The organism is Streptomyces harbinensis (assembly GCF_900116145.1).
Taxonomy (GTDB): domain Bacteria; phylum Actinomycetota; class Actinomycetes; order Streptomycetales; family Streptomycetaceae; genus Streptomyces; species Streptomyces carpaticus.
This window is the reverse complement of sequence record NZ_FPAB01000009.1, coordinates 1-17,752: the sequence shown is the minus strand read 5'-3', so window position 1 is coordinate 17,752 and position 17,752 is coordinate 1. Positions and strand designations below refer to the sequence as shown.

The following is a 17,752-nucleotide window of genomic DNA, read 5'->3' as shown; positions in this document are numbered from 1 at the left end:
CCAGGAGGAGGCCCACATGATCACCCCGCACGAGGAGCCCCGGCCGCACCGGGTCCTGCACGCACTGCAACACCACAGCCCGTCCGTCCGGCTCCGGGCGGCCCTGGAGGCCGGGACCGCCCCCGACGGCCGGTTCATCGGCCCGCTCGTCGAGCGCTGCGCGGTCGAACCCGAGTTCTCCGTCCGCGAGATGCTGACCTGGGCCCTCACCCGCCACCCGGCGTCGCTGACGCTCCCGCCGCTAGTCGGGGAAGTCCGCTCGCGGCGCCCGCAGGCCCGCAGCCAGGCCCTGCACACCCTGTCCAAGATCGGGGACCGGAGCGCCTGGCCGGTGATCACCCCGGCGCTGCTGGCCGACCCCGACGACGACGTGGCCCGCAGCGCCTGGCGGGCCGCCGCCGTCCTCGTCCCGCCGGGTGCGGAGCGCGAGCTGGCCGTACTGTTGGCGACACAGCTCGGCCGCGGAACCCGCGAGGTCCGGCTGAGCCTCAGCCGGGCACTGATCGCGCTCGGGGAGGCGACGCTCCCCGTACTGGGCGGCGCGGCAACCGATCCCGACCCCGTCGTACGCGCCCACGCGCTCGCCACCGAACGGCTGTGGCGCGACCCGGACGCCGGATTCGAGTTCGCCGTCGAGGAGGCGAAACGCGTGGTGGCCCTCGGCGGGGAGGACCCGGAAGGACGGTAGACGGTGCTCATCGGTGAGGTCGCGCGGCGGTCCGGGGTCAGCGCCCGCATGCTGCGGCACTACGAGGCGCTCGGCCTGGTGCGTCCGGCGGAACGCTCCGGCTCCGGCTACCGCGAGTACTCCCCCCAGGACATCCGGCGCATCTTCCACATCGAGAGCCTGCGCTCGCTGGGACTGTCGCTGCGCGACGTACGCCGGGCGCTGGACGACCCCGGCTTCGCGCCCGCCGGACTCGTCGACGACCTCATCCGCCGGTCGCGCGAGCGCATCGCAGCGGAGACGGAACTGCTCACCCGGCTGCGCCGCATCGACGCCGCCGAGCCCGCCGCCTGGCAGGACGTCCTGCGGACCGTCGCCCTGCTGCGCGCGCTGGGATCACCGCACGCGGGCGCGCGCCAGCGGGCCGCCCTGTCCGCCGCCGAGGACCGGCCCGCACCGCCGGACGCCCTGGCCGAAGCCGTCCTGACCGAGTCCGACCCGCACGTCGCCGGAGCCCTGCGCTGGGCGCTGGCCCGCGCGGGCGAGGACGGCGCGAGCCTCCTCGCGGCCGGCCTCCGCTCGCCCGACGCCGCCGTCCGCACCCGGGCCGTCCTGGCCGTCGCCGAGATCCCCGGCGACGCGGCGACCGCCCTGCTGCGGGAGGCCCACGCCGGGACCGACCCCGCGGTCCGCCGGCACGCGGCCAGGGAACTCGGCGCGCGCGGGGTGACCGACGCGATCCCGACCCTGCTCGACATGGTCGTGGAGGGACATCACGACACCGACGCCGCCGACGCGCTGAGCGCCCTGGCCGCCGACCCGGCGGTGGCGGACCGGATCACCACCGGCCTCACCGACCGCCTCGCCCGCGACGCCGGAGGAACACCGGGACGCCGCCGCCTCACCCAGGCACTCGCGGACCTCCCGGGCGCCCCGGCGACCCGCGCCCTGGCCCGCCTGACCCAGGACGAGGACCGCGCGGTGGCGCTGACCGCCACCTACCTCCTCGGTCTCCGCGCGGACCGCTAGCTCTCTCCCCCTCCCCGCGAGCCTCCCGTCCGTCCGGCGGCACGGCGCGCTCACACGCTCATGCCGTAGCCCAACTCCTCGGCCGCCACACACCAGAAGGCGTTCTCGTCGGCGACGGCCGGCGCGTCCAGCGCCGCGAACCGCTCCAGCAACCCCTCGGTGAGCGCGTCGGCGGCCCGCTCGGCCGCGTCCTCGTCCCCGTCGTCGCCGGCCCCGTCGTACCCGGCGGCCTCGGCGGCAGCCTCCGTATGGGCACGGGAACAGGCGACGAACGCCGCGACCGAGGAGTTCACCAGATGCGGCGCCCCGTCCTCCGGCAACCCCCACACCGCGCCGTCGGTGCGGCGGACACCGAGCGCGCTCAACCCCGGATCGAGCGCGACCACGGCGTACCGCACCCCGTCGACCGTGCGCTCCGCGAAGGGAGCCTCCTGCCACCTGCCCGGGTACGGGCAGGGCGTACACCGGGCCAGAGCCGCGGCCGTCTCAGCATCGTCCATGCGGGAAACCTAGCTCCCGCCACTGACACACCATCCGTCCCGGGCGCGGCCCCCACCGGCCGCCCGACGACGGCAGCGCCGACGACGCCCGCTTCGGGCCCCGCCGCCTCGCCCCCGGCCCCGGGTGAGCCGCCCGGCGGACGGCCCCGTACCGGTCCGGGACGGTCGGGTAAGCTGACGATCACCCATCAGTACCCACTCTGCCTGACGCAGAGCTGGCGCGACCGTATGGCGGCCGGGTGCTCCCCTCGACGAGCCCCGGTATCTACCGCAGTCCAGCGCAAGAGGACAGCTCTCGGCGCCGCCACGAGCGCGCTACCAGGCCGTAGAAAGGCAAGGGCCGTGGTAGCCACGGTCGCACAGAAGTCGACATCCCCCCGCCCCGGTTACGGACAACTCCTGCGCACCCCCCGCGCCTGGACCTTCCTGCTCCCGGGCTTCGCCGCACGCCAGCCGTTCGGCATGCTCACCCTCTCCATCGTGCTGCTCGTCCAGCACACCACCGGCTCCTACGGCGCCGCCGGGGCGGTCGCCGCCACCACCGGCATCTCCATGGCGGTGAGCGCGCCCCTCGCCGGCCGGCTCACCGACCGCCACGGCCAGCGCGCGGTGCTGGTGCCCGTCACCCTGCTGCACACGCTGTCCAGCCTGACCCTCACCGCGCTCGCCCTGGCCCACGCGCCCCTGTGGACCCTGTTCGCGGTGGCCGTGCCCACCGGCGCCACGGTCCCGCAGATCGGCCCCATGGTGCGCGCCCGCTGGAGCGCGACGCTCAGGAAATCACCGCTGATGTCCACGGCGGCGGCGTTCGAGTCCGTCACCGACGAGTTCACCTTCGTCGTCGGCCCGCTGCTCGCCACCGCCCTGTGCACCGCCGTGACCCCGGCCGCCGGCCTCGTCGCGGAAGCCTCGCTGACCCTGGTCGGCGGACTGCTGTTCGCGGCACAACGCCGCTCCCAGCCACCGGTGATCCGCACCGAACGGACCCGCGCGCGGCGCGAGAGCGCGATCCGGGTGCCCGGCGTCCAGGTGCTGATCGTCGCGTTCTTCGGCATCGGGACCGTGTTCGGCGGCATGCAGGTCTCCCTCGCGGCCTTCACCGAATCCATCGGCCGGCCCGGCCTCAACGGCGTCCTGTACGGCGTCTTCGCCGGGGGCAACATGCTCTCCGGCATCGTGTGCGGCGCGATCGCCTGGCAGGGGGCCCCGCACCGCCGGCTGCTCGGCGGCTACACGGCGCTGGCGCTGGCGGCCTCCCTGCTGTGGATGTCCGACTCCGTCCTCGCCCTCGCCGGTCTCGGACTCCTGGTCGGCGTGTGCATCGCCCCCGCGCTCATCACCGGCTACACCCTGGTCGGCGACATGGTCCCCGCCGGGTCGCGCACCGAGGCCTTCACCTGGCTCACCGGAGCGGTCGCCCTCGGCCAGGCGACCGCGGTCACCGCCGCCGGCCAACTGGAGGACCGCTACTGGGCCGGCGCCGGTTTCCTGGTGCCGATGACCGGCACACTGCTCGCCGCCCTCACCCTGGCGGCCCTGCGTTCCCGCCTCACCGTCCGCCACTGACCGGGCCCCAGCCGGACCGCGACACCGCGAGCCCCGCGCACGCCCCGCCCCCGGCGGTAGGCTCAGCCCCAACACCACAGGGAGGACGGGGCAGTGGCGCGGGTCGCGGCCTCCGCGCGGCCCAGCACCTGGCCGCGCACGCCGACGACATCGCCGCCGACCCCGCCGGCTACCACCGCTGGACGGCCGTCACCTGCGCCCTTGATACGACGCGCAGGCGACGGCGGATCGCGCCGACGCCCACCGCCTCGCCGCGGGCCGCGCCGACAGCAACGAGGCCGGCCCGGGCCGCTCAGCCCTCGCCGCGCAGACGGTCCAACTCGCCCCCGATCGCCCGGCGCAGCTCCTCGTGCCGCGGGCCGAGCGCGTACCTCTCGTCGGCCCAGCTGTCCCGCGGATAGAGCCAGACCGGCACGCCGACCAATTCGGCCGGCTCCCACTCGAACCGTGGCCACACATGCGCGTGCAGAAACCCGTCGGTGTTGCCCAGAATCTCCAGATTGACCCGCCGGAACGCCGTATCCCTCCTGCGGGACACCCTTTCGACCGCCTCCCCGAGCTGTTCCATGTCGGAGAGGAAGGCCAGCCGTCTCCTCCTGGGCAGGTCCGACAGTCTCTCCGCCCGCGGATCGTCCGCCAGAAGTACCGAGTACCCCGGCAGGAACTGCACATCGCCGATCACGGCGAACCCTGCGCTCAAGCGCCGCAGCACCGTGGGGTTCTCACCGCGCAGCGCGCTGCCGATCCGATCCCGGCGCCAGTCGTCGACCACGGCAGGAACCTACCCCGCTGTCCCGACCCCGGACCCCACCCCCGGACACCGGCCGCCCGCCCACCGGTACCCGGGCACGGCACCACCGCACGGAAGAGCGCGCCCGTTCGGGGTCCCCCGCAGCGGGTAGTCGCTAGGCTGGGACACCTACCGGGCGGAGGGAGCACGGAGATGGACGCAGCCGGCGGACCGGAGCCGACCGTGGCCGAAGTGATCGCCATGCAGGACCCCGGCGATCGCGACGCCTGCCGGGCCGATCTCGACGCGGCCACACCGGCCACCTTCCCGAGGATCTACCGCCGGTGGTGGGCGTACGGGCTGCTCGCCCAGCGCGACGGCCGGGTCGAGCGGTACGTCCAGGCCCACCGGGGCGGCGGCGACTGGCGCGAGATCAGCGCCGCGTGACCGCACGCTGGGACATCTACACCGACCCGGAACTCGAACGACAGCTCGCCAAGGAAAGCGGCCCCGCCTGGACGGCGTTGCGCGCCCTGATCACCGAACTGGAGTGGCGCGCCGAACACGTCGGGCGGCCCCTCGGCTATCCGTGGCCCCAGGAGATCCGGCGCGCGCCCGTCGAGGACGACGAGACGGTGTACGGCGCCATCGAGTACGTCCTGGAATCCCGCAGCCGCCGCATCGCCCGGATCCTCGACGTCCGCTGGCTCCCCCTCCTCCCCTGAACCGTTCCCCGGCCCGGCCATGAGCGGCGGCCCACCGGTGCCCGTGCCTACCGGGCCGCGACGGTGATGGTGGCTAACGGGAAAGCGGTGCCGGTCAGTTCCTCCGAAACCGTCCACAGCCGGCGGGCGACCGCACCATCGCGGGCGGCCTTCGAGCGGCCGACCCGCTTCGGCGCGCCGCGCCCCTCCAGCAGACCGTCCGGCCCCGCGTAGCTGTCGCCGGGGATGTCGGCCACCGCCGCGTACAGGGTGGGAAGGGCGCCGTCGTCGTCGCTCTGCGCGAGGCGGCGGGTGGCGGCGGCGCGGAGCCTGCCGAGCATCGACTCCGGTGCGCCGAGGTGGTCCAGCAAGCCGGTGGCGGCCATTCCTGGGTGCGCGGCCGTGGCACGCACCGCGGAGCCGGCCTCGGTGAGGCGGCGCTGCAGTTCGGTGGTGAACAGGAGGTTCGCCAGCTTCGACTGGGCGTAGGCCGGAAAGGCCCGGTAGGGCTTGCGCTCCCAGTTGAGGTCGGCGAAGTCGATCCTGCCCCGGCGGTGACCGCTGGAGGAGACGGTGACGACGCCTATCACCACAGAAACCTGCGCGCGACGCTGCTGGAGGCCGCCGAGCGCAGCCTGCGCGAGAACGGCGCGGAGCAGCTGTCCCTGCGCGAACTGGCCCGCGAGGCCGGAGTCAGCCACGCCGCGCCCCGGCGGCACTTCGCGGACCGCCAGGCGCTGCTGGACGCCCTCGCCGAATCCGGCTTCGCCCGGCTCGGCGCCGAACTCCGCACCGCCCGCGACGCCGCCGGAGAGGCTTTCGGCCCCCGGCTGCACGCCGTGGCCGTCGCGTATCTGCGGTTCGCGACCGAGGACGCCGCGCTGCTGAAGGTGATGTTCGCCGGCAAGCACCGCGCGGGAGCCGAGCGGATCGTCGAGGCCGCCGCCGTCCCGTTCGGGCTGCTGCACGATCTGATCCGGCAGGGCCAGGAGGAGGGCGTCCTGGAGCCCGGCGACGTGCAGCGGACCGGTGTCGTCCTCTTCGCCACGATGCAGGGCATCGCCGCGCTGGTGAACGGCGCCTTGGTGGCCCCGGAGTTGCTGGACGGCATCGTGGAAACCGCCGTCGACCAGTTCCTGCGCGGCTCGCGCCGCACCTGACCGGGCGGCGCACCACCCCCGCTCGTCCGCGCCGGTACGCGCCCCGCGTGCCGGCCGCCTCCGCCTGCCCGTCTACCCGCCGCCTCCCGCCCCCTCCCGCCCCCTCCGTGGCGGACGTCACACTCCTTTCCTGTCCGATCGGTCAGAGCTGACCGATCGGACAGTTATGGTGGAGCACATGGCCCGACCCGCTACCGCGCTGCGCGGTCACATCCTGGAATCGGCGCTGCGCCTCTTCGCGGCGAACGGCTTCCGCGGCACCTCCCTGCAGGACATCGCCTCCGACGCCGGCTGCTCCAAGGCATCCCTCCTCTACCACTTCGCCAACAAGGACGCCCTCCTCGTCGAACTGCTCACCCCGACAGCCGAGGAGATCACCGCCCTGCTGGCCCGCCTCGACGCACTGGAGGGCCCGGAACTGGTCGAAGCGGCGGTGACCGGCTACGTCGACACCGCCCTGCGCTTCCGCCGGCAGATGCGGCTGCTCTTCGCGGAGATCGAACGGGCCAGCAATAAGGAGGTCCTCGGCGTCCCCGACCTGCTCCAGTCCCTCACCGGCCGCTCCCCGGACCCCCGCGCCCGGGTGGCCGCCTGGATGGCGATCGGCGCCCTCTTCATCACCACTGCCGGGAACGACGACGTACCCGACGAGGTCCTGCGCACCGAACTGATCCTCGGCATGCGGCGCCTCCTCCAGCACACCCCCACCTGATGAAACCCTCACGGAAAGGTGCCACTCGATGGCGACCCTGCTGTACCGGCTCGGCCGGTTCTCCTTCCGCGCCCGCGGCCGCATAGCCGCGGCCTGGCTGGTCCTCCTGGCCCTGCTGGGCCTCGGAGCCGTCACGCTGATGAGTCCGACGAGCGACGAGTTCTCCATGCCGGGCACCGAGTCGCAGCAGGCGCTTGACGACCTCGGCCGTCAGTTCCCCGAGGCCAGCGGCGCCACCGGCACCATCGTCGTCGCCGCCCCCGAGGGCAGCGCCCTCGAACCGGCCGGCCTGGCCCCCGTCGTACGGGAAGCCGCCGACGTCGACGGCGTCATCGCGGTCATGGACCCCTTCGAGGCCGGCGCCGTCTCCCCGGACGGCCGCTACGCCCTGATCCAGCTCCAGTTCGACCGCGGCGCCGACGAGATCACCGACGCCCAGCGCTCCGCCTACGAGGCCGTGGGCGCCGACGTCGACGACCTGCGGGTCGAGCACGGCGGCGAGATCATGGGCGGCGAGGTGGAGGTCGGCTCCACCGAGGCCCTCGGCGTCCTGGTCGCCGCGGTCGTCCTCGTCATCACCTTCGGCTCGCTCGTCGCCGCCGGCATGACCCTGCTGAACGCGCTGATCGGTGTCGCCATCGGCATGGCCGGCCTCTACTCCCTCACCAGCGTCATCGACCTGACCTCCACCGCGCCGATCCTGGCCCTCATGCTGGGCCTGGCCGTCGGCATCGACTACTCGCTGTTCATCACCTCCCGCTACCGCCAGTACCTCGCGGACGGCATCGACCCCGAGGAAGCCGCCGGCCGCGCCACCGGCACCGCCGGATCCGCCGTCGTCTTCGCCGGCGCCACCGTCGTCATCGCCCTCGCCGGGCTCTCGGTCGTCGGCATCCCCTTCCTCACCCTCATGGGCCTGGCCGCCGCCGGCACCGTCGCCATCGCCGTCCTGGTCGCCCTCACCCTGCTGCCGGCCTTCCTCTCCTTCGCCGGGCCGAAGATCCTGCCCCGCAAGCAGCGCGCCACCGGCGGCACGGCCCCGGCCACCGAAGGGTTCGGCTTCACGTGGGGGCGGCTGGTCACCGGCAAGCTGCGGCTGCCCATCCTGATCCTCGCCGCCGCCGGGCTCCTCGCCCTCACTCTCCCCGCCCAGAACATGCGCCTGGCGCTGCCCGACGCCGGCACCGCCGCCGCGGGCTCGCCCGCCCGCGAGGCGTACGACCTGACCGCCGAAGGGTTCGGCGAGGGCTTCAACGGCCGGCTGATCGCCGTCGTCAACGGCGCGGACCCCCAGTCCACCGGCGCCGCCGCCGAGGAAGCCGCCGGGGTCATCATGGCGACCGACGGCATCCTCGCCGTCACCCCGCCGCAGTTCAACGCCGAGGGCACCACCGCCCTGCTGACCGTCATCCCCGAAGCAGGACCCACCGACACCGCCACCGAGGACGCCGTCCACGCGATCCGCGACCAGGTCGACGGCATCCAGGGCGCGGACATCGCACTCACCGGCGTCACGGCGCTGGGCATCGACGTCTCGGAGAAGCTCGCCGACGCCATGCCGGTCTACCTGATCCTGGTGGTGGGGCTGTCCATCCTGCTGCTGATGCTGGTCTTCCGGTCCGTGCTCGTCCCCCTGAAGGCGGCCCTGGGCTTCCTCCTCACCGTCGGCGCGACCTTCGGCATCACCGTGGCCATCTTCCAGGAGGGCCACCTCGCCGGACTCGTCGGCGTCGACGTCCCCGGGCCGCTGGTGAGCTTCCTGCCGATCCTGCTCATCGGCATCCTCTTCGGCCTGGCCATGGACTACGAGGTCTTCCTCGTCTCCCGCATGCGCGAGGACTTCGTCCACGGCGCCGACCCGCAGGCCGCCACGGTCAGCGGCATGGGACACAACGCCCGCGTCGTCACCGCCGCCGCCCTCATCATGACCTCCGTCTTCGGCGGCTTCGTCTTCATGGACGACCCGATCATCAAGTCCATCGGGTTCGCCCTCGCCATCGGCGTCGTCATCGACGCCTTCGTCGTCCGCATGGCCCTGGTCCCCGCGGTGATGTCCCTCCTCGGCCGCGCCGCCTGGTGGCTGCCCGGCCCCGTGGACAAGGCCCTGCCCGACCTCGACATCGAGGGCGAGAAGCTGAACCGGCGGCTCGCCGCGGAGCAGCGCAGCGAGGAGACCGTCCCCGCCTGACCGCACCCGGCCGCCCCACCGGCCGGCCCCGAACGGAAAGGGCCCCCACCCCCGGGGGCCCTTCCCCGTTCACCGGCACCCCGCCACCCCGCCACCCCACCGTCCTCACAACTGCCGGCGCACCCCCGCCTCCCGCACGATCCGATCCGTCTGGTGGCCCCAGTCACCGTCCAGCACCCCCGCACCCGCCGCCCGCCGACCGGTGGGCAGCACCGTACGCCGGTGCTGGTCCTCCACGGCCAGCGCGAACGCCGCGTACACCGCCACCGCGGCCAGCACCAGACCGATCACCCCCGCCGTGTGCTTCCACCCCTCGGCCCCCGTCAGCTCGTACACCCCCGTCGCCGCGAACCGCACCGAAGCCACCGCGATGACCGCGGCCACCAGCAGCCGCCCCGAACCGCCCGCCGTCACCGGCACCCACAACGCCACCGCCGCCAGCAGCAACAGCAGACCGGCCGCCCCGCTTCTCGCACCGGGCGGGCCGGTCAGCGTGATCAGCCCCAGCGCCAGCCACGTACCGGACAGCACCGCCATCCCCGTCGCCACCGCCACGTCCCGGCACAGAAAACCGAACACCGACGCCAGCGACTGCAACGGGAACACGAACGCCAGCAGCACGAACGCGACCGGATGCGACTGCTCGGCGGAGATCCAGTGCACCTGCAGCCCCGCCAGCACGAACGTCCCGCCCGCCAGCCCCAGAAAGCCCATCGGCAACGCACTCGCCACCGGCCGCAGCTGCACCACCGTCCGGGACGCCGCCACCGGCTCCGCGCCAGCACCCATCGCGCTCTCCTTCACCTCGCTCGCCCCCGGGCCAGCATGACGAGCCCCATCCGGGGCCGCTCGGGTAACGCGCTGGCGTGTCCGCAACAGCACCCCATCGCCCCCCGCGCGCCCGGCACTACCGTGAGCCACCCCGGTCCGGCCCGCCGGCCACCGGGCCGATCGGCGGAGGTTATGCATGCAGTCTTCGGCGGACCGAATCGCTGAACCCTGGGGCGCCCGCACCCCCTACGGGCGCCACCAGCGGTGGCCCACCCGCGTGGACACCCACCTCGCCGAGGGCATCGGCCCCGACACCGTCGAGCACTGGGTGCAGACCGCCTCCCTCCTGCACTCCGACGGCGACGCCATGGACATCGCCGTGGCCGACGGCCGCATCGCCGGGGTACGCGGCCGGGCTGGCGACCGCGTCAACCGTGGCCGCCTCGGCCCCAAGGACCTCTTCGGCTGGCAGGCCAACGCCTCACCCGACCGGCTCAACCGCCCCCTCGTCCGCGACGGCGACCGCCTGGTGGAGAGCGACTGGGACACCGCCATGAACCGCGTCACCTCCCGCTCCCGCGACCTGCTCGTCGAACGCGGCCCCGGCTCCATCGGCTTCTACACCACCGGACAGCTGTTCCTCGAGGAGTACTACACCCTCACCGTCCTCGCCCGGGCGGGCATCGGCACCAACCACCTCGACGGCAACACCCGGCTGTGCACCGCCACCGCCGCCGAAGCACTCAAGGAAACCTTCGGCTGCGACGGACAGCCGGGCAGCTTCGACGACATCGACCACGCCGACGTCATCGCCCTGTTCGGCCACAACATCGCTGAGACCCAGCCCGTCCAGTGGATGCGCATCCTCGACCGGCTGGACGGCACCGACCCGCCCCGCCTGCTGTGCGTCGACCCCCGCCCCACCCCCGTCGCCCGCGCCGCCGCCGTCCACCTCGCCCCCCGCCCCGGCACCAACCTCGCCCTCCTCAACGCCCTCCTGCACGAGACCATCCGCCACGACCGCACCGACCCCGACTACATCCGGGCCCACACGGTCGGCTACGACGAACTCGCCACCCGCGTCCAGGACTGCACCCCCCGGTGGGCCGCCGACATCTGCGACATCCCCGCCGCCCGCATCAGCGAGGCAGCCGAACTCCTGGGCACCGCCGACCGGCTGCTGTCCACCGTCCTCCAGGGCGTCTACCAGTCCCACCAGGCCACCGCCGCCGCCGTTCAGATCAACAACCTCCACCTCATCCGCGGCATGCTCGGCAAACCCGGCGCCGGCATCCTCCAGATGAACGGCCAGCCCACCGCCCAGAACACCCGCGAATGCGGCGCCAACGGCGACCTCCCCGGATTCCGCAACTGGCAGAACGACCGCCACGTCGCCGACCTCGCCGCCGTCTGGAACGTCGAACCCACCACCATCCCGCACTACGCGCCGCCCACCCACGCCATGCAGATGTTCCGCTACGCCGAACAGGGCTCCATCCGCATGCTCTGGATCAGCGGAACCAACCCGGCCGTCTCCCTGCCCGAACTCGCCCGCGTCCGCTCGATCCTCACCCAGCGGCGCCTGTTCGTCGTCGTCCAGGACCTGTTCCTCACCGAGACCGCCCAACTCGCCGACGTCGTCCTGCCGGCCGCCACCTGGGGCGAGAAGACCGGCACCTTCACCAACGCCGACCGCACCGTCCACCTCAGCGACCGGGCCGTACCACCCCCCGGCGATGCCAGATCCGACCTCGACATCTTCCTCGACTACGCCGCCCGCATGGACTTCCGCGACAAGGACGACGGCCCCCTCATCACCTGGCACGACCCCGAATCCGCGTTCGAGGCATGGAAGCGGTGCAGCGCCGGCCGCCCCTGCGACTACACCGGACTCAGCTACGCCAAGCTGCGCGGCGGCAGCGGCATCCAGTGGCCCGTCAACGACCGCGCCCCCGAGGGCACCCCGCGCCTCTACACCGACGGCATCAGCTGGGCCCACCCCGAGGTGTGCGAGAGCTACGGCAAGGACCTGGAGACCGGAGCGACCGTCAGCCCCGTCGAATACCGCTCCCTCAACCCGGACGGCAAAGCCGTCCTCAAAGCCGCCGCCTACCTGACCCCCCACGAGACACCCAGCCAGGAGTACCCCTTCCAGCTGACCACCGGCCGCACCCTCTACCACTTCCACACCCGCACCAAAACCGGCCGCGTCCCCCAGCTGAACCGCGCCGCCCCCGACGTGTGGGTGGAGATCTCCACCCAGGACGCCGAACGGCTCGACCTCGCCGAAGGCGACCTCGTCGAGGTCCGCACCCCCCGCGGCGCCCTCCAGGGACGGCTGCGCCCCACCGGGCTGCGCCCCGGAGTGCTCTTCGTCCCCTTCCACTACGGCTACTGGGACACCCCGGCCGGCTCCGCCCCGGACGCCACCACACCCGGGCGGGCCGCCAACGAGACGACGATCACCGACTGGGACCCGGCCTCCAAACAACCCCTGTTCAAAACCGCCGCCGCCGCCCTCACCCGCCTCGCCCGCGGTGACGGAACACCCGCCCCCGCACCCACCACCACCGCCTCCGCCCCCACCACCGCCACGGTGGCCGCCACCACCGGCGGCCCGGCGGCCCACGCCACCCAGGACCCCGGCCCCACCCCCGACAGCAGGAAAGACCACCGGTGAACGGCATCAAGATCGCCCTGCGCACCCTCCACCACGGCGAACGGCACCTCATCGGCGACCTCACCACCCTCGCCGAACGCCACCGCACCGAACACGAGGTCCACCACGTCGCCACCGACGTCGCCGCCTGGTCCGAGGAACACCTGCGACGCCTCGCCGACACCGCCCCCCACTACGACCTCGACCTCAGCGGCCCGCCCGAGGACTCCCCGGACGGCATCCTCGCCACCCTCAGAAAAAAGGCGTCGGAGGCCGTGGGCCGCCGCCCCGAACCCGGCCTGCTGCTCCTGCACGACCTCCGCGACGTCCACCTGGCCGCCGCCCACAACTCGCTGCACTGGGAGATGCTCGCCCAGGCCGCACAAGCCGCCAAGGACCCCCGCCTCCTTGCCCTCGCCTCCGCCTGCCACCCGCAGACCCTGCGGCAGATGCGCTGGACCAACACCATGATTAAGAACCTGTCGCCGCAGATCCTCACCAGCCTCTGACCCCGCGCCGCCCGGAAACCCGTTGCCGGCGGCGGCAGGAATACGGCGATCATGTCCGCATGCGCGTCGGGGTGATCGGACTGAGCAGAGGACTCCATCTGGCCGGCTGGCTGCGGCGGATGGGCGTGACCGTGGCACTGGCCTGCGACCGGGACGCCGCCCGCCGGCATGCGGCACGGGAAGCGCTGCCCGGCACCGTCCTCGTGGACCGGTGGCAGGACCTGCTGGACCACCCGCTGGACGGCGTCGTCCTGGCCAACGACTTCGACGCACACGCGCCGCTCGCCCTCGCCTTCCTCGAACAGGGCGTGCACGTGCTGTCCGAGTGCGCGGCCTGCACCGACGAGAACGAGGGCCGGCAACTCATCGACGCGGCCGAACGATCGAGCGCCACCTACTCCTTCGCCGAGAACTTCGTCCACCACCCGCACATCCGCCTCATCCGGCAGGCCGCCGCCGACGGCGAACTGGGCCGCATCACCCTGATCGAGGCCGACTACCTGCACGGCATGGCGCCCCAGGCCGTCGACGCCCTCATCGGCGACCCCGGCAACTGGCGCGGACGCATCGCCCCCACGGCGTACTGCACCCACACCGTGTCGCCCGTCCTGGCCGTCACGGACGCCTGGCCCGTGGAGGTGACGGCCTTCCCGGTGGACGAGCACCGGCCGCGCGACGCGGTCGTCCTCACCGTCCGGCTGTCCACCGGAGCACTCGCCGTCACCCGCCACGGATTCCTCCAGGGCGAACCCGACAGCCACTGGAGCTGGCTCTCCGCCCGCGGCACCCGGGGGCTCGCCGAATCGGTACGCGCCCCGGGGGAGCGGTCCTGGTCCGTCCGCCTCCGCTCGGAAGCCTGGACCCGCGCCGACGGCGCCGCACACGAGGAGGAACGCGAGGCCCCGCCCCTCACCCTGGCCGGCCGGCCGGTCGCCCGGCGGGACGAGGGAACCGTCCGCATCCTCCAGGGCTTCCGCGCCACCGTGGAAGGGGGCGCGCCGCCCCTGATCCCGGTACGCCCCGCGGTCGCCGCCTCCCTGGCGGGCGTGGCCGGCGCCCGGTCGCTGGAGAACGGCTCACAGCCGGTCCGCGTCCCCGACTGCGCGCCGCCCCGCCCCCACGGCATCGGCCGCACCGGCCGGAAAACCGGGTGACGGGCCGACCGCTCCCTGCCAGGCTGGTCGCCCATGACGGCCTGTGCGTTGATGCTCATCGGTGGTGGTTCGGGTGTCGGGAAGACGACCGTCGCCTGGGAAGTCTCCGTGCTGCTGAAGGAACGGTCGACGGCGCACTGCCTGATCGAGGGCGACTTCATGGACCAGATCCACCCCGCCCCCGCCGACGACCCGCAGCGGGCGGCCATCACGGAGCGGAACACCGCCGCGGTCTGGGCCAACTACGCGGCTCTCGGACAGCGCCGCCTCATCTACACCAACACCATGAGCATCCTCGATGGGCCGATGATCCGACGCGCGATGGGCGGCGGGGAGATCCACACCACCCACGTCCTGCTGACCGCCGAGGAATCCACCGTGCGCGCCCGCCTCGCCCGCCGCGAGATCGGCTCCCAGCTCGCCCCGCACATCGCGTCGAGCCTGCGCAACGCGCGCCTCCTGGACCGCGACGCGCCCACCGGCACCGTCCGCGTTCCCACGGACGACCGTCCGGTCCGCGAGATCGCCCACGACGTGCTCCGGGCAGCCGGCTGGTAACGAGCAGGACGCGGCCCTCACCGCCACCTGCCGCTCACCCCGGCCCACGCCCACCGGTCAGACGAACGGCCCCACCCGGCTCGCCCCCACCCGCCACCCATGGTGCGCTGGAGACCGGTGCCTCCGATCCGCGGTCCGGTCACCGGCGGCGGCCCGCCGCCCGGGACCGGCCGGACGAACCGGGGTGAACGTATGGCGGACAGCGACCGGGCGGAGCGGCCGGCCGGACCCGGCCAGGAACACGACACCGTCGTCCTCGACGTCACCGGCATGCTGCGGGCCTCCCAGCAGAGCACCGTGACCGCCGTCCTCCGCCGCCGGCCCGGCGTCCGGCGCGCCGAGGTGAACCCGGTCACGCAGACGGCGACCGTCACCTACGACCCGCGGCGCACCTCCCTGGCCCAACTGCGCCACTGGGTCGAGGAGTGCGGCTACCACTGCGCCGGCCAGTCGGTGCCCTCCCACCTCTGCGATCCGCTGATGGAACCCGGACAGTCGCAGGCACCGGCGCCCGAGCCCGCGAACGAACCCGGACCGGCGGCAGAGCACGGCATGTCCATGGCGGCGATGGCGGCCGACATGCGCAACCGCTTCCTGGTGGCGCTGCTGTTCTCGATCCCCGTCCTGCTCTGGTCACCCATCGCGGAGAACGTCCTCGGCCTCCACCTGCCCGTGCCGTTCGGCCTGCGCCAGGACGTCTGGGCCCTCCTGCTGAGCCTCCCGGTGATCTTCTACTCCTCCACCGTCTTCTTCACCGGAGCCCTGCGCGCGCTGCGCGCCCGCACCCTGGACATAATGGTCCTGGTCTCGGTGGCCGTCGCCGCGGGCTGGCTCTACTCCCTCGTCGTGACCCTCACCGGCGGCGGGGACGTCTTCTACGAGGCGGCCACCGTACTGGCCGCCTTCGTGCTCCTCGGCCACTGGCTCGAAATGCGTTCCCGCGGCGGCGCCAACGACGCCGTCCACGCCCTGCTCGACCTGGCACCACCCAAAGCCCTGGTGATCCGCGACGGCCGGCCGGTCGAGATCGCCACCTCCGAGGTGGCCGCCGGCGACCTCCTGCTGGTCCGGCCGGGCGCCAAGATCGCCGCCGACGGAACGGTGGAGGAGGGAGAGAGCGACGTCGACGAATCCATGGTCACCGGCGAGAGCCTCCCCGTCCCCAAGGCACCGGGCAGTACCGTGATCGGCGCCGGCATCAACACCAACGGCACGCTGCGCATCCGCGCCACCGAGGTGGGCGCCGACACCGCCCTCGCCCGGATCGTTCGGCTCGTCCAGGAGGCGCAGAACTCCAAGGCCCCCGGACAGCGCCTCGCGGACCGGGCGGCGTTCTGGCTGGTGCTCGTCGCCCTCGTGGGCGGGCTGCTCACGCTCGCGGCCTGGCTGCTGTTCACCGACCGGCCGCTGGGCACCGCCGTGCTGTTCGCCATCACCGTCGTGGTCATCACCTGCCCCGACGCGCTGGGACTCGCCACCCCGACCGCGATCACGGTCGGCACCGGCCTGGGCGCCGCACGCGGCGTGCTGTTCAAGAACGCCGGCGCCCTGGAGACCGCCGCCCGGATCCGCACCGTCGTCATGGACAAGACCGGCACACTCACCCGGGGCCGGCCCGAGGTCACCGCCGTCGTCCCGGCGACCGGCTACGACGAGAACACCGTGCTGAGCCTGACCGCCGCCGTGGAACGCGAGTCCGGCCACCCGCTGGCCGAAGCCGTCGTCCGCCACGCCGAACAGCGCCACATCACGGCGCCCGACGCACGGCGCTTCGAGAACCTGCCGGGCCACGGCGCCGTCGCCGAGGTGGACGGGCACCGGGTCGTGGTGGGCAACCCCCGGCTGGCCGACCGCGAGGGCATCGACCTGGCAGACCTCGCCGCACGCCGCGACGCACTGGCCGCCACCGGCCACACCGTGGTCGTCATCGGCGTCGACGGGCGCCCGGCCGGGCTGATCGCCCTCGCCGACGCCGTACGCGAAACCTCCGCCGAGGCCGTGACCGCGCTCCACGACCTCGGCATCGAGGTGGTCATGCTCACCGGCGACCACCGCGTCACCGCCGAGCGCATCGCCGGCCGGCTGGGGATCGACACCGTGATCGCGGACGTCCTCCCCGAGGACAAGGCGGCGAAGATCGCCGAACTCCAGCACCGGGGCCACCGGGTCGCCATGGTCGGCGACGGCATCAACGACGCCCCCGCGCTCGCCCGGGCCGATCTCGGCATCGCCATCGGGACCGGCACCGACATCGCCATCGAAACCGCCGAGCTGGTGCTGATGCGCTCCGACCCCCTCGACGTGCCCACCGCCCTGCGCATCGGCCGCGCAACGGTGCACAAGATGCGGCAGAACCTCGGCTGGGCCATCGGCTACAACGCCCTCGCACTCCCCATCGCCGCCGGCGTCTTCGAACCACTGACCGGACTGGTCCTGCGCCCCGAGATCGCCGCGCTCACCATGTCCGGCTCCAGCATCATCGTCTGTCCGCGTACAAGTGATCGTGCACCACCACGTACGGATGAAGCTGCACCATTGTTGATGCGGTGGAGGGGTAGGAGGGGTGAGTCTTCTGTCGTCTGTTCTGGATGGACGAAGGGCGGCAGGAAGTGGTCTTGGATCCGAATCGCTGGCTGGAGGTGCGGCGCTTTCGCGGCCTGTATGAGTCGGGTGCCATGAGTTTGCGGCAGGTCGCTAGGGAGACCGGGCTGAACAGGCGAACGGTGACCAAGTATCTGAACTCTCAGGCGCCCGTGGCGCCGCCGAAGCGTGCCGCGAATGGTCGCCGGCGTCAACGCATAGTGGACGAGTTCGCTCCGCTGATTGACGTGATGCTGCGGGCAGA

The 17,752-nt window shown here is 73.3% G+C and carries 17 protein-coding genes and 1 pseudogene; 14 read left to right on the top strand and 4 right to left on the bottom strand.

Features of this window, described 5'->3' with window-relative positions; genetic code table 11:
- The first annotated feature begins 16 nt into the window (after nt 1-16).
- Both BM385_RS21870 and BM385_RS21865 read left to right on the top strand, forming a co-directional pair.
- Nucleotides 17-688: a HEAT repeat domain-containing protein gene (locus tag BM385_RS21870; RefSeq protein WP_093844126.1), complete on the top strand. Its 672-nt coding sequence runs from the start codon at nt 17-19 to the stop codon at nt 686-688.
- A gap of 3 nt (nt 689-691) precedes the next feature.
- The gene (locus BM385_RS21865) at nt 692-1,696 is read left to right on the top strand and encodes a MerR family transcriptional regulator (protein ID WP_093844125.1); all 1,005 of its coding nucleotides are present in this window, start codon (nt 692-694) and stop codon (nt 1,694-1,696) included.
- Between the two features lie 50 nt (nt 1,697-1,746).
- On the opposite strand, the gene BM385_RS21860 is transcribed toward BM385_RS21865, so the two are convergent.
- Complete coding sequence (locus BM385_RS21860) at nt 1,747-2,196, bottom strand: SUKH-4 family immunity protein (protein WP_093844124.1); 450 nt, start codon at nt 2,194-2,196, stop codon at nt 1,747-1,749.
- 342 nt (nt 2,197-2,538) lie between these two features.
- On the opposite strand from BM385_RS21860, the gene BM385_RS21855 reads away from it, so the two are divergent.
- Nucleotides 2,539-3,762, top strand: coding sequence for an MFS transporter (locus BM385_RS21855; protein ID WP_093844123.1), 1,224 nt, complete (start codon nt 2,539-2,541; stop codon nt 3,760-3,762).
- A gap of 292 nt (nt 3,763-4,054) precedes the next feature.
- On the opposite strand, the gene BM385_RS21850 is transcribed toward BM385_RS21855, so the two are convergent.
- Nucleotides 4,055-4,534, bottom strand: coding sequence for an HIT family protein (locus tag BM385_RS21850; protein WP_093844122.1), 480 nt, complete (start codon nt 4,532-4,534; stop codon nt 4,055-4,057).
- A 171-nt stretch (nt 4,535-4,705) separates the two neighbouring features.
- Between BM385_RS21850 and BM385_RS21845 the strand changes: the two genes are divergently transcribed.
- Nucleotides 4,706-4,939, top strand: a complete 234-nt coding sequence (locus tag BM385_RS21845; RefSeq protein WP_019432563.1) for a hypothetical protein — start codon at nt 4,706-4,708, stop codon at nt 4,937-4,939.
- Complete coding sequence (locus BM385_RS21840; protein ID WP_019432562.1) at nt 4,936-5,217, top strand: hypothetical protein; 282 nt, start codon at nt 4,936-4,938, stop codon at nt 5,215-5,217. Before BM385_RS21845 ends, BM385_RS21840 begins: the two co-directional genes overlap by 4 nt.
- Nucleotides 5,218-5,264: 47 nt before the next feature.
- Here BM385_RS21840 and BM385_RS21835 read toward each other — a convergent pair.
- A pseudogene (locus BM385_RS21835) lies at nt 5,265-5,777 on the bottom strand (SDR family NAD(P)-dependent oxidoreductase); the annotation flags it as partial.
- On the opposite strand from BM385_RS21835, the gene BM385_RS21830 reads away from it, so the two are divergent.
- From BM385_RS21830 to BM385_RS21820, 3 genes are all read left to right on the top strand, one after another.
- Entirely contained in the window at nt 5,751-6,356 is a 606-nt protein-coding gene (locus BM385_RS21830; protein WP_093844121.1) for a TetR/AcrR family transcriptional regulator, read from the top strand. The pseudogene BM385_RS21835 and the gene BM385_RS21830 sit on opposite strands and share 27 nt — an antisense overlap.
- 178 nt (nt 6,357-6,534) lie before the next feature.
- A complete protein-coding gene (locus BM385_RS21825; RefSeq protein ID WP_093844215.1) occupies nt 6,535-7,068 on the top strand; it encodes a TetR/AcrR family transcriptional regulator in 534 nt (177 codons plus the stop codon).
- Between the two features lie 28 nt (nt 7,069-7,096).
- Entirely contained in the window at nt 7,097-9,256 is a 2,160-nt protein-coding gene (locus tag BM385_RS21820; protein ID WP_019432558.1) for an MMPL family transporter, read from the top strand.
- 105 nt (nt 9,257-9,361) lie between these two features.
- Here BM385_RS21820 and BM385_RS21815 read toward each other — a convergent pair whose 3' ends face one another.
- On the bottom strand, nt 9,362-10,045 hold the full coding sequence (locus BM385_RS21815; RefSeq protein ID WP_093844120.1) for a GPR1/FUN34/YaaH family transporter: 684 nt from the start codon (nt 10,043-10,045) through the stop codon (nt 9,362-9,364).
- Nucleotides 10,046-10,223: 178 nt separating this feature from the next.
- Here BM385_RS21815 and BM385_RS21810 point away from each other — a divergent pair, with 178 nt between their 5' ends.
- From BM385_RS21810 to BM385_RS21785, 6 genes are all read left to right on the top strand, one after another.
- On the top strand, nt 10,224-12,707 hold the full coding sequence (locus BM385_RS21810) for a molybdopterin oxidoreductase family protein (RefSeq protein ID WP_093844119.1): 2,484 nt from the start codon (nt 10,224-10,226) through the stop codon (nt 12,705-12,707).
- A complete protein-coding gene (locus BM385_RS21805; RefSeq protein ID WP_093844118.1) occupies nt 12,704-13,195 on the top strand; it encodes a hypothetical protein in 492 nt (163 codons plus the stop codon). Before BM385_RS21810 ends, BM385_RS21805 begins: the two co-directional genes overlap by 4 nt.
- Before the next feature lie 59 nt (nt 13,196-13,254).
- Nucleotides 13,255-14,349: a Gfo/Idh/MocA family protein gene (locus BM385_RS21800; RefSeq protein ID WP_093844117.1), complete on the top strand. Its 1,095-nt coding sequence runs from the start codon at nt 13,255-13,257 to the stop codon at nt 14,347-14,349.
- Between the two features lie 33 nt (nt 14,350-14,382).
- On the top strand, nt 14,383-14,907 hold the full coding sequence (locus tag BM385_RS21795; protein WP_093844116.1) for a nucleoside/nucleotide kinase family protein: 525 nt from the start codon (nt 14,383-14,385) through the stop codon (nt 14,905-14,907).
- A 192-nt stretch (nt 14,908-15,099) separates the two neighbouring features.
- Nucleotides 15,100-17,586 carry a heavy metal translocating P-type ATPase gene (locus BM385_RS21790; protein WP_254791706.1) on the top strand — a complete coding sequence of 829 codons (2,487 nt, stop codon included), beginning with the start codon at nt 15,100-15,102 and terminating at the stop codon, nt 17,584-17,586.
- Nucleotides 17,496-17,752: helix-turn-helix domain-containing protein (locus tag BM385_RS21785; protein ID WP_139275223.1), on the top strand; the 257-nt coding region annotated here is incomplete at its 3' end. The genes BM385_RS21790 and BM385_RS21785, both read left to right, overlap by 91 nt.

Excerpts from the sequence above, each read along its gene's own strand:
- BM385_RS21870 (WP_093844126.1), top strand. The coding sequence starts at position 17 with ATGATCACCCCGCACGAGGAGCCCCGGCCGCACCGGGTCCTGCACGCA.
- BM385_RS21860 (WP_093844124.1), bottom strand. The coding sequence starts at position 2,196 with ATGGACGATGCTGAGACGGCCGCGGCTCTGGCCCGGTGTACGCCCTGC.
- BM385_RS21845 (WP_019432563.1), top strand. The coding sequence starts at position 4,706 with ATGGACGCAGCCGGCGGACCGGAGCCGACCGTGGCCGAAGTGATCGCC.
- BM385_RS21825 (WP_093844215.1), top strand. The coding sequence starts at position 6,535 with ATGGCCCGACCCGCTACCGCGCTGCGCGGTCACATCCTGGAATCGGCG.
- BM385_RS21820 (WP_019432558.1), top strand. The coding sequence starts at position 7,097 with ATGGCGACCCTGCTGTACCGGCTCGGCCGGTTCTCCTTCCGCGCCCGC.
- BM385_RS21815 (WP_093844120.1), bottom strand. The coding sequence starts at position 10,045 with ATGGGTGCTGGCGCGGAGCCGGTGGCGGCGTCCCGGACGGTGGTGCAG.
- BM385_RS21810 (WP_093844119.1), top strand. The coding sequence starts at position 10,224 with ATGCAGTCTTCGGCGGACCGAATCGCTGAACCCTGGGGCGCCCGCACC.
- BM385_RS21800 (WP_093844117.1), top strand. The coding sequence starts at position 13,255 with ATGCGCGTCGGGGTGATCGGACTGAGCAGAGGACTCCATCTGGCCGGC.
- BM385_RS21795 (WP_093844116.1), top strand. The coding sequence starts at position 14,383 with ATGACGGCCTGTGCGTTGATGCTCATCGGTGGTGGTTCGGGTGTCGGG.
- BM385_RS21790 (WP_254791706.1), top strand. The coding sequence starts at position 15,100 with ATGGCGGACAGCGACCGGGCGGAGCGGCCGGCCGGACCCGGCCAGGAA.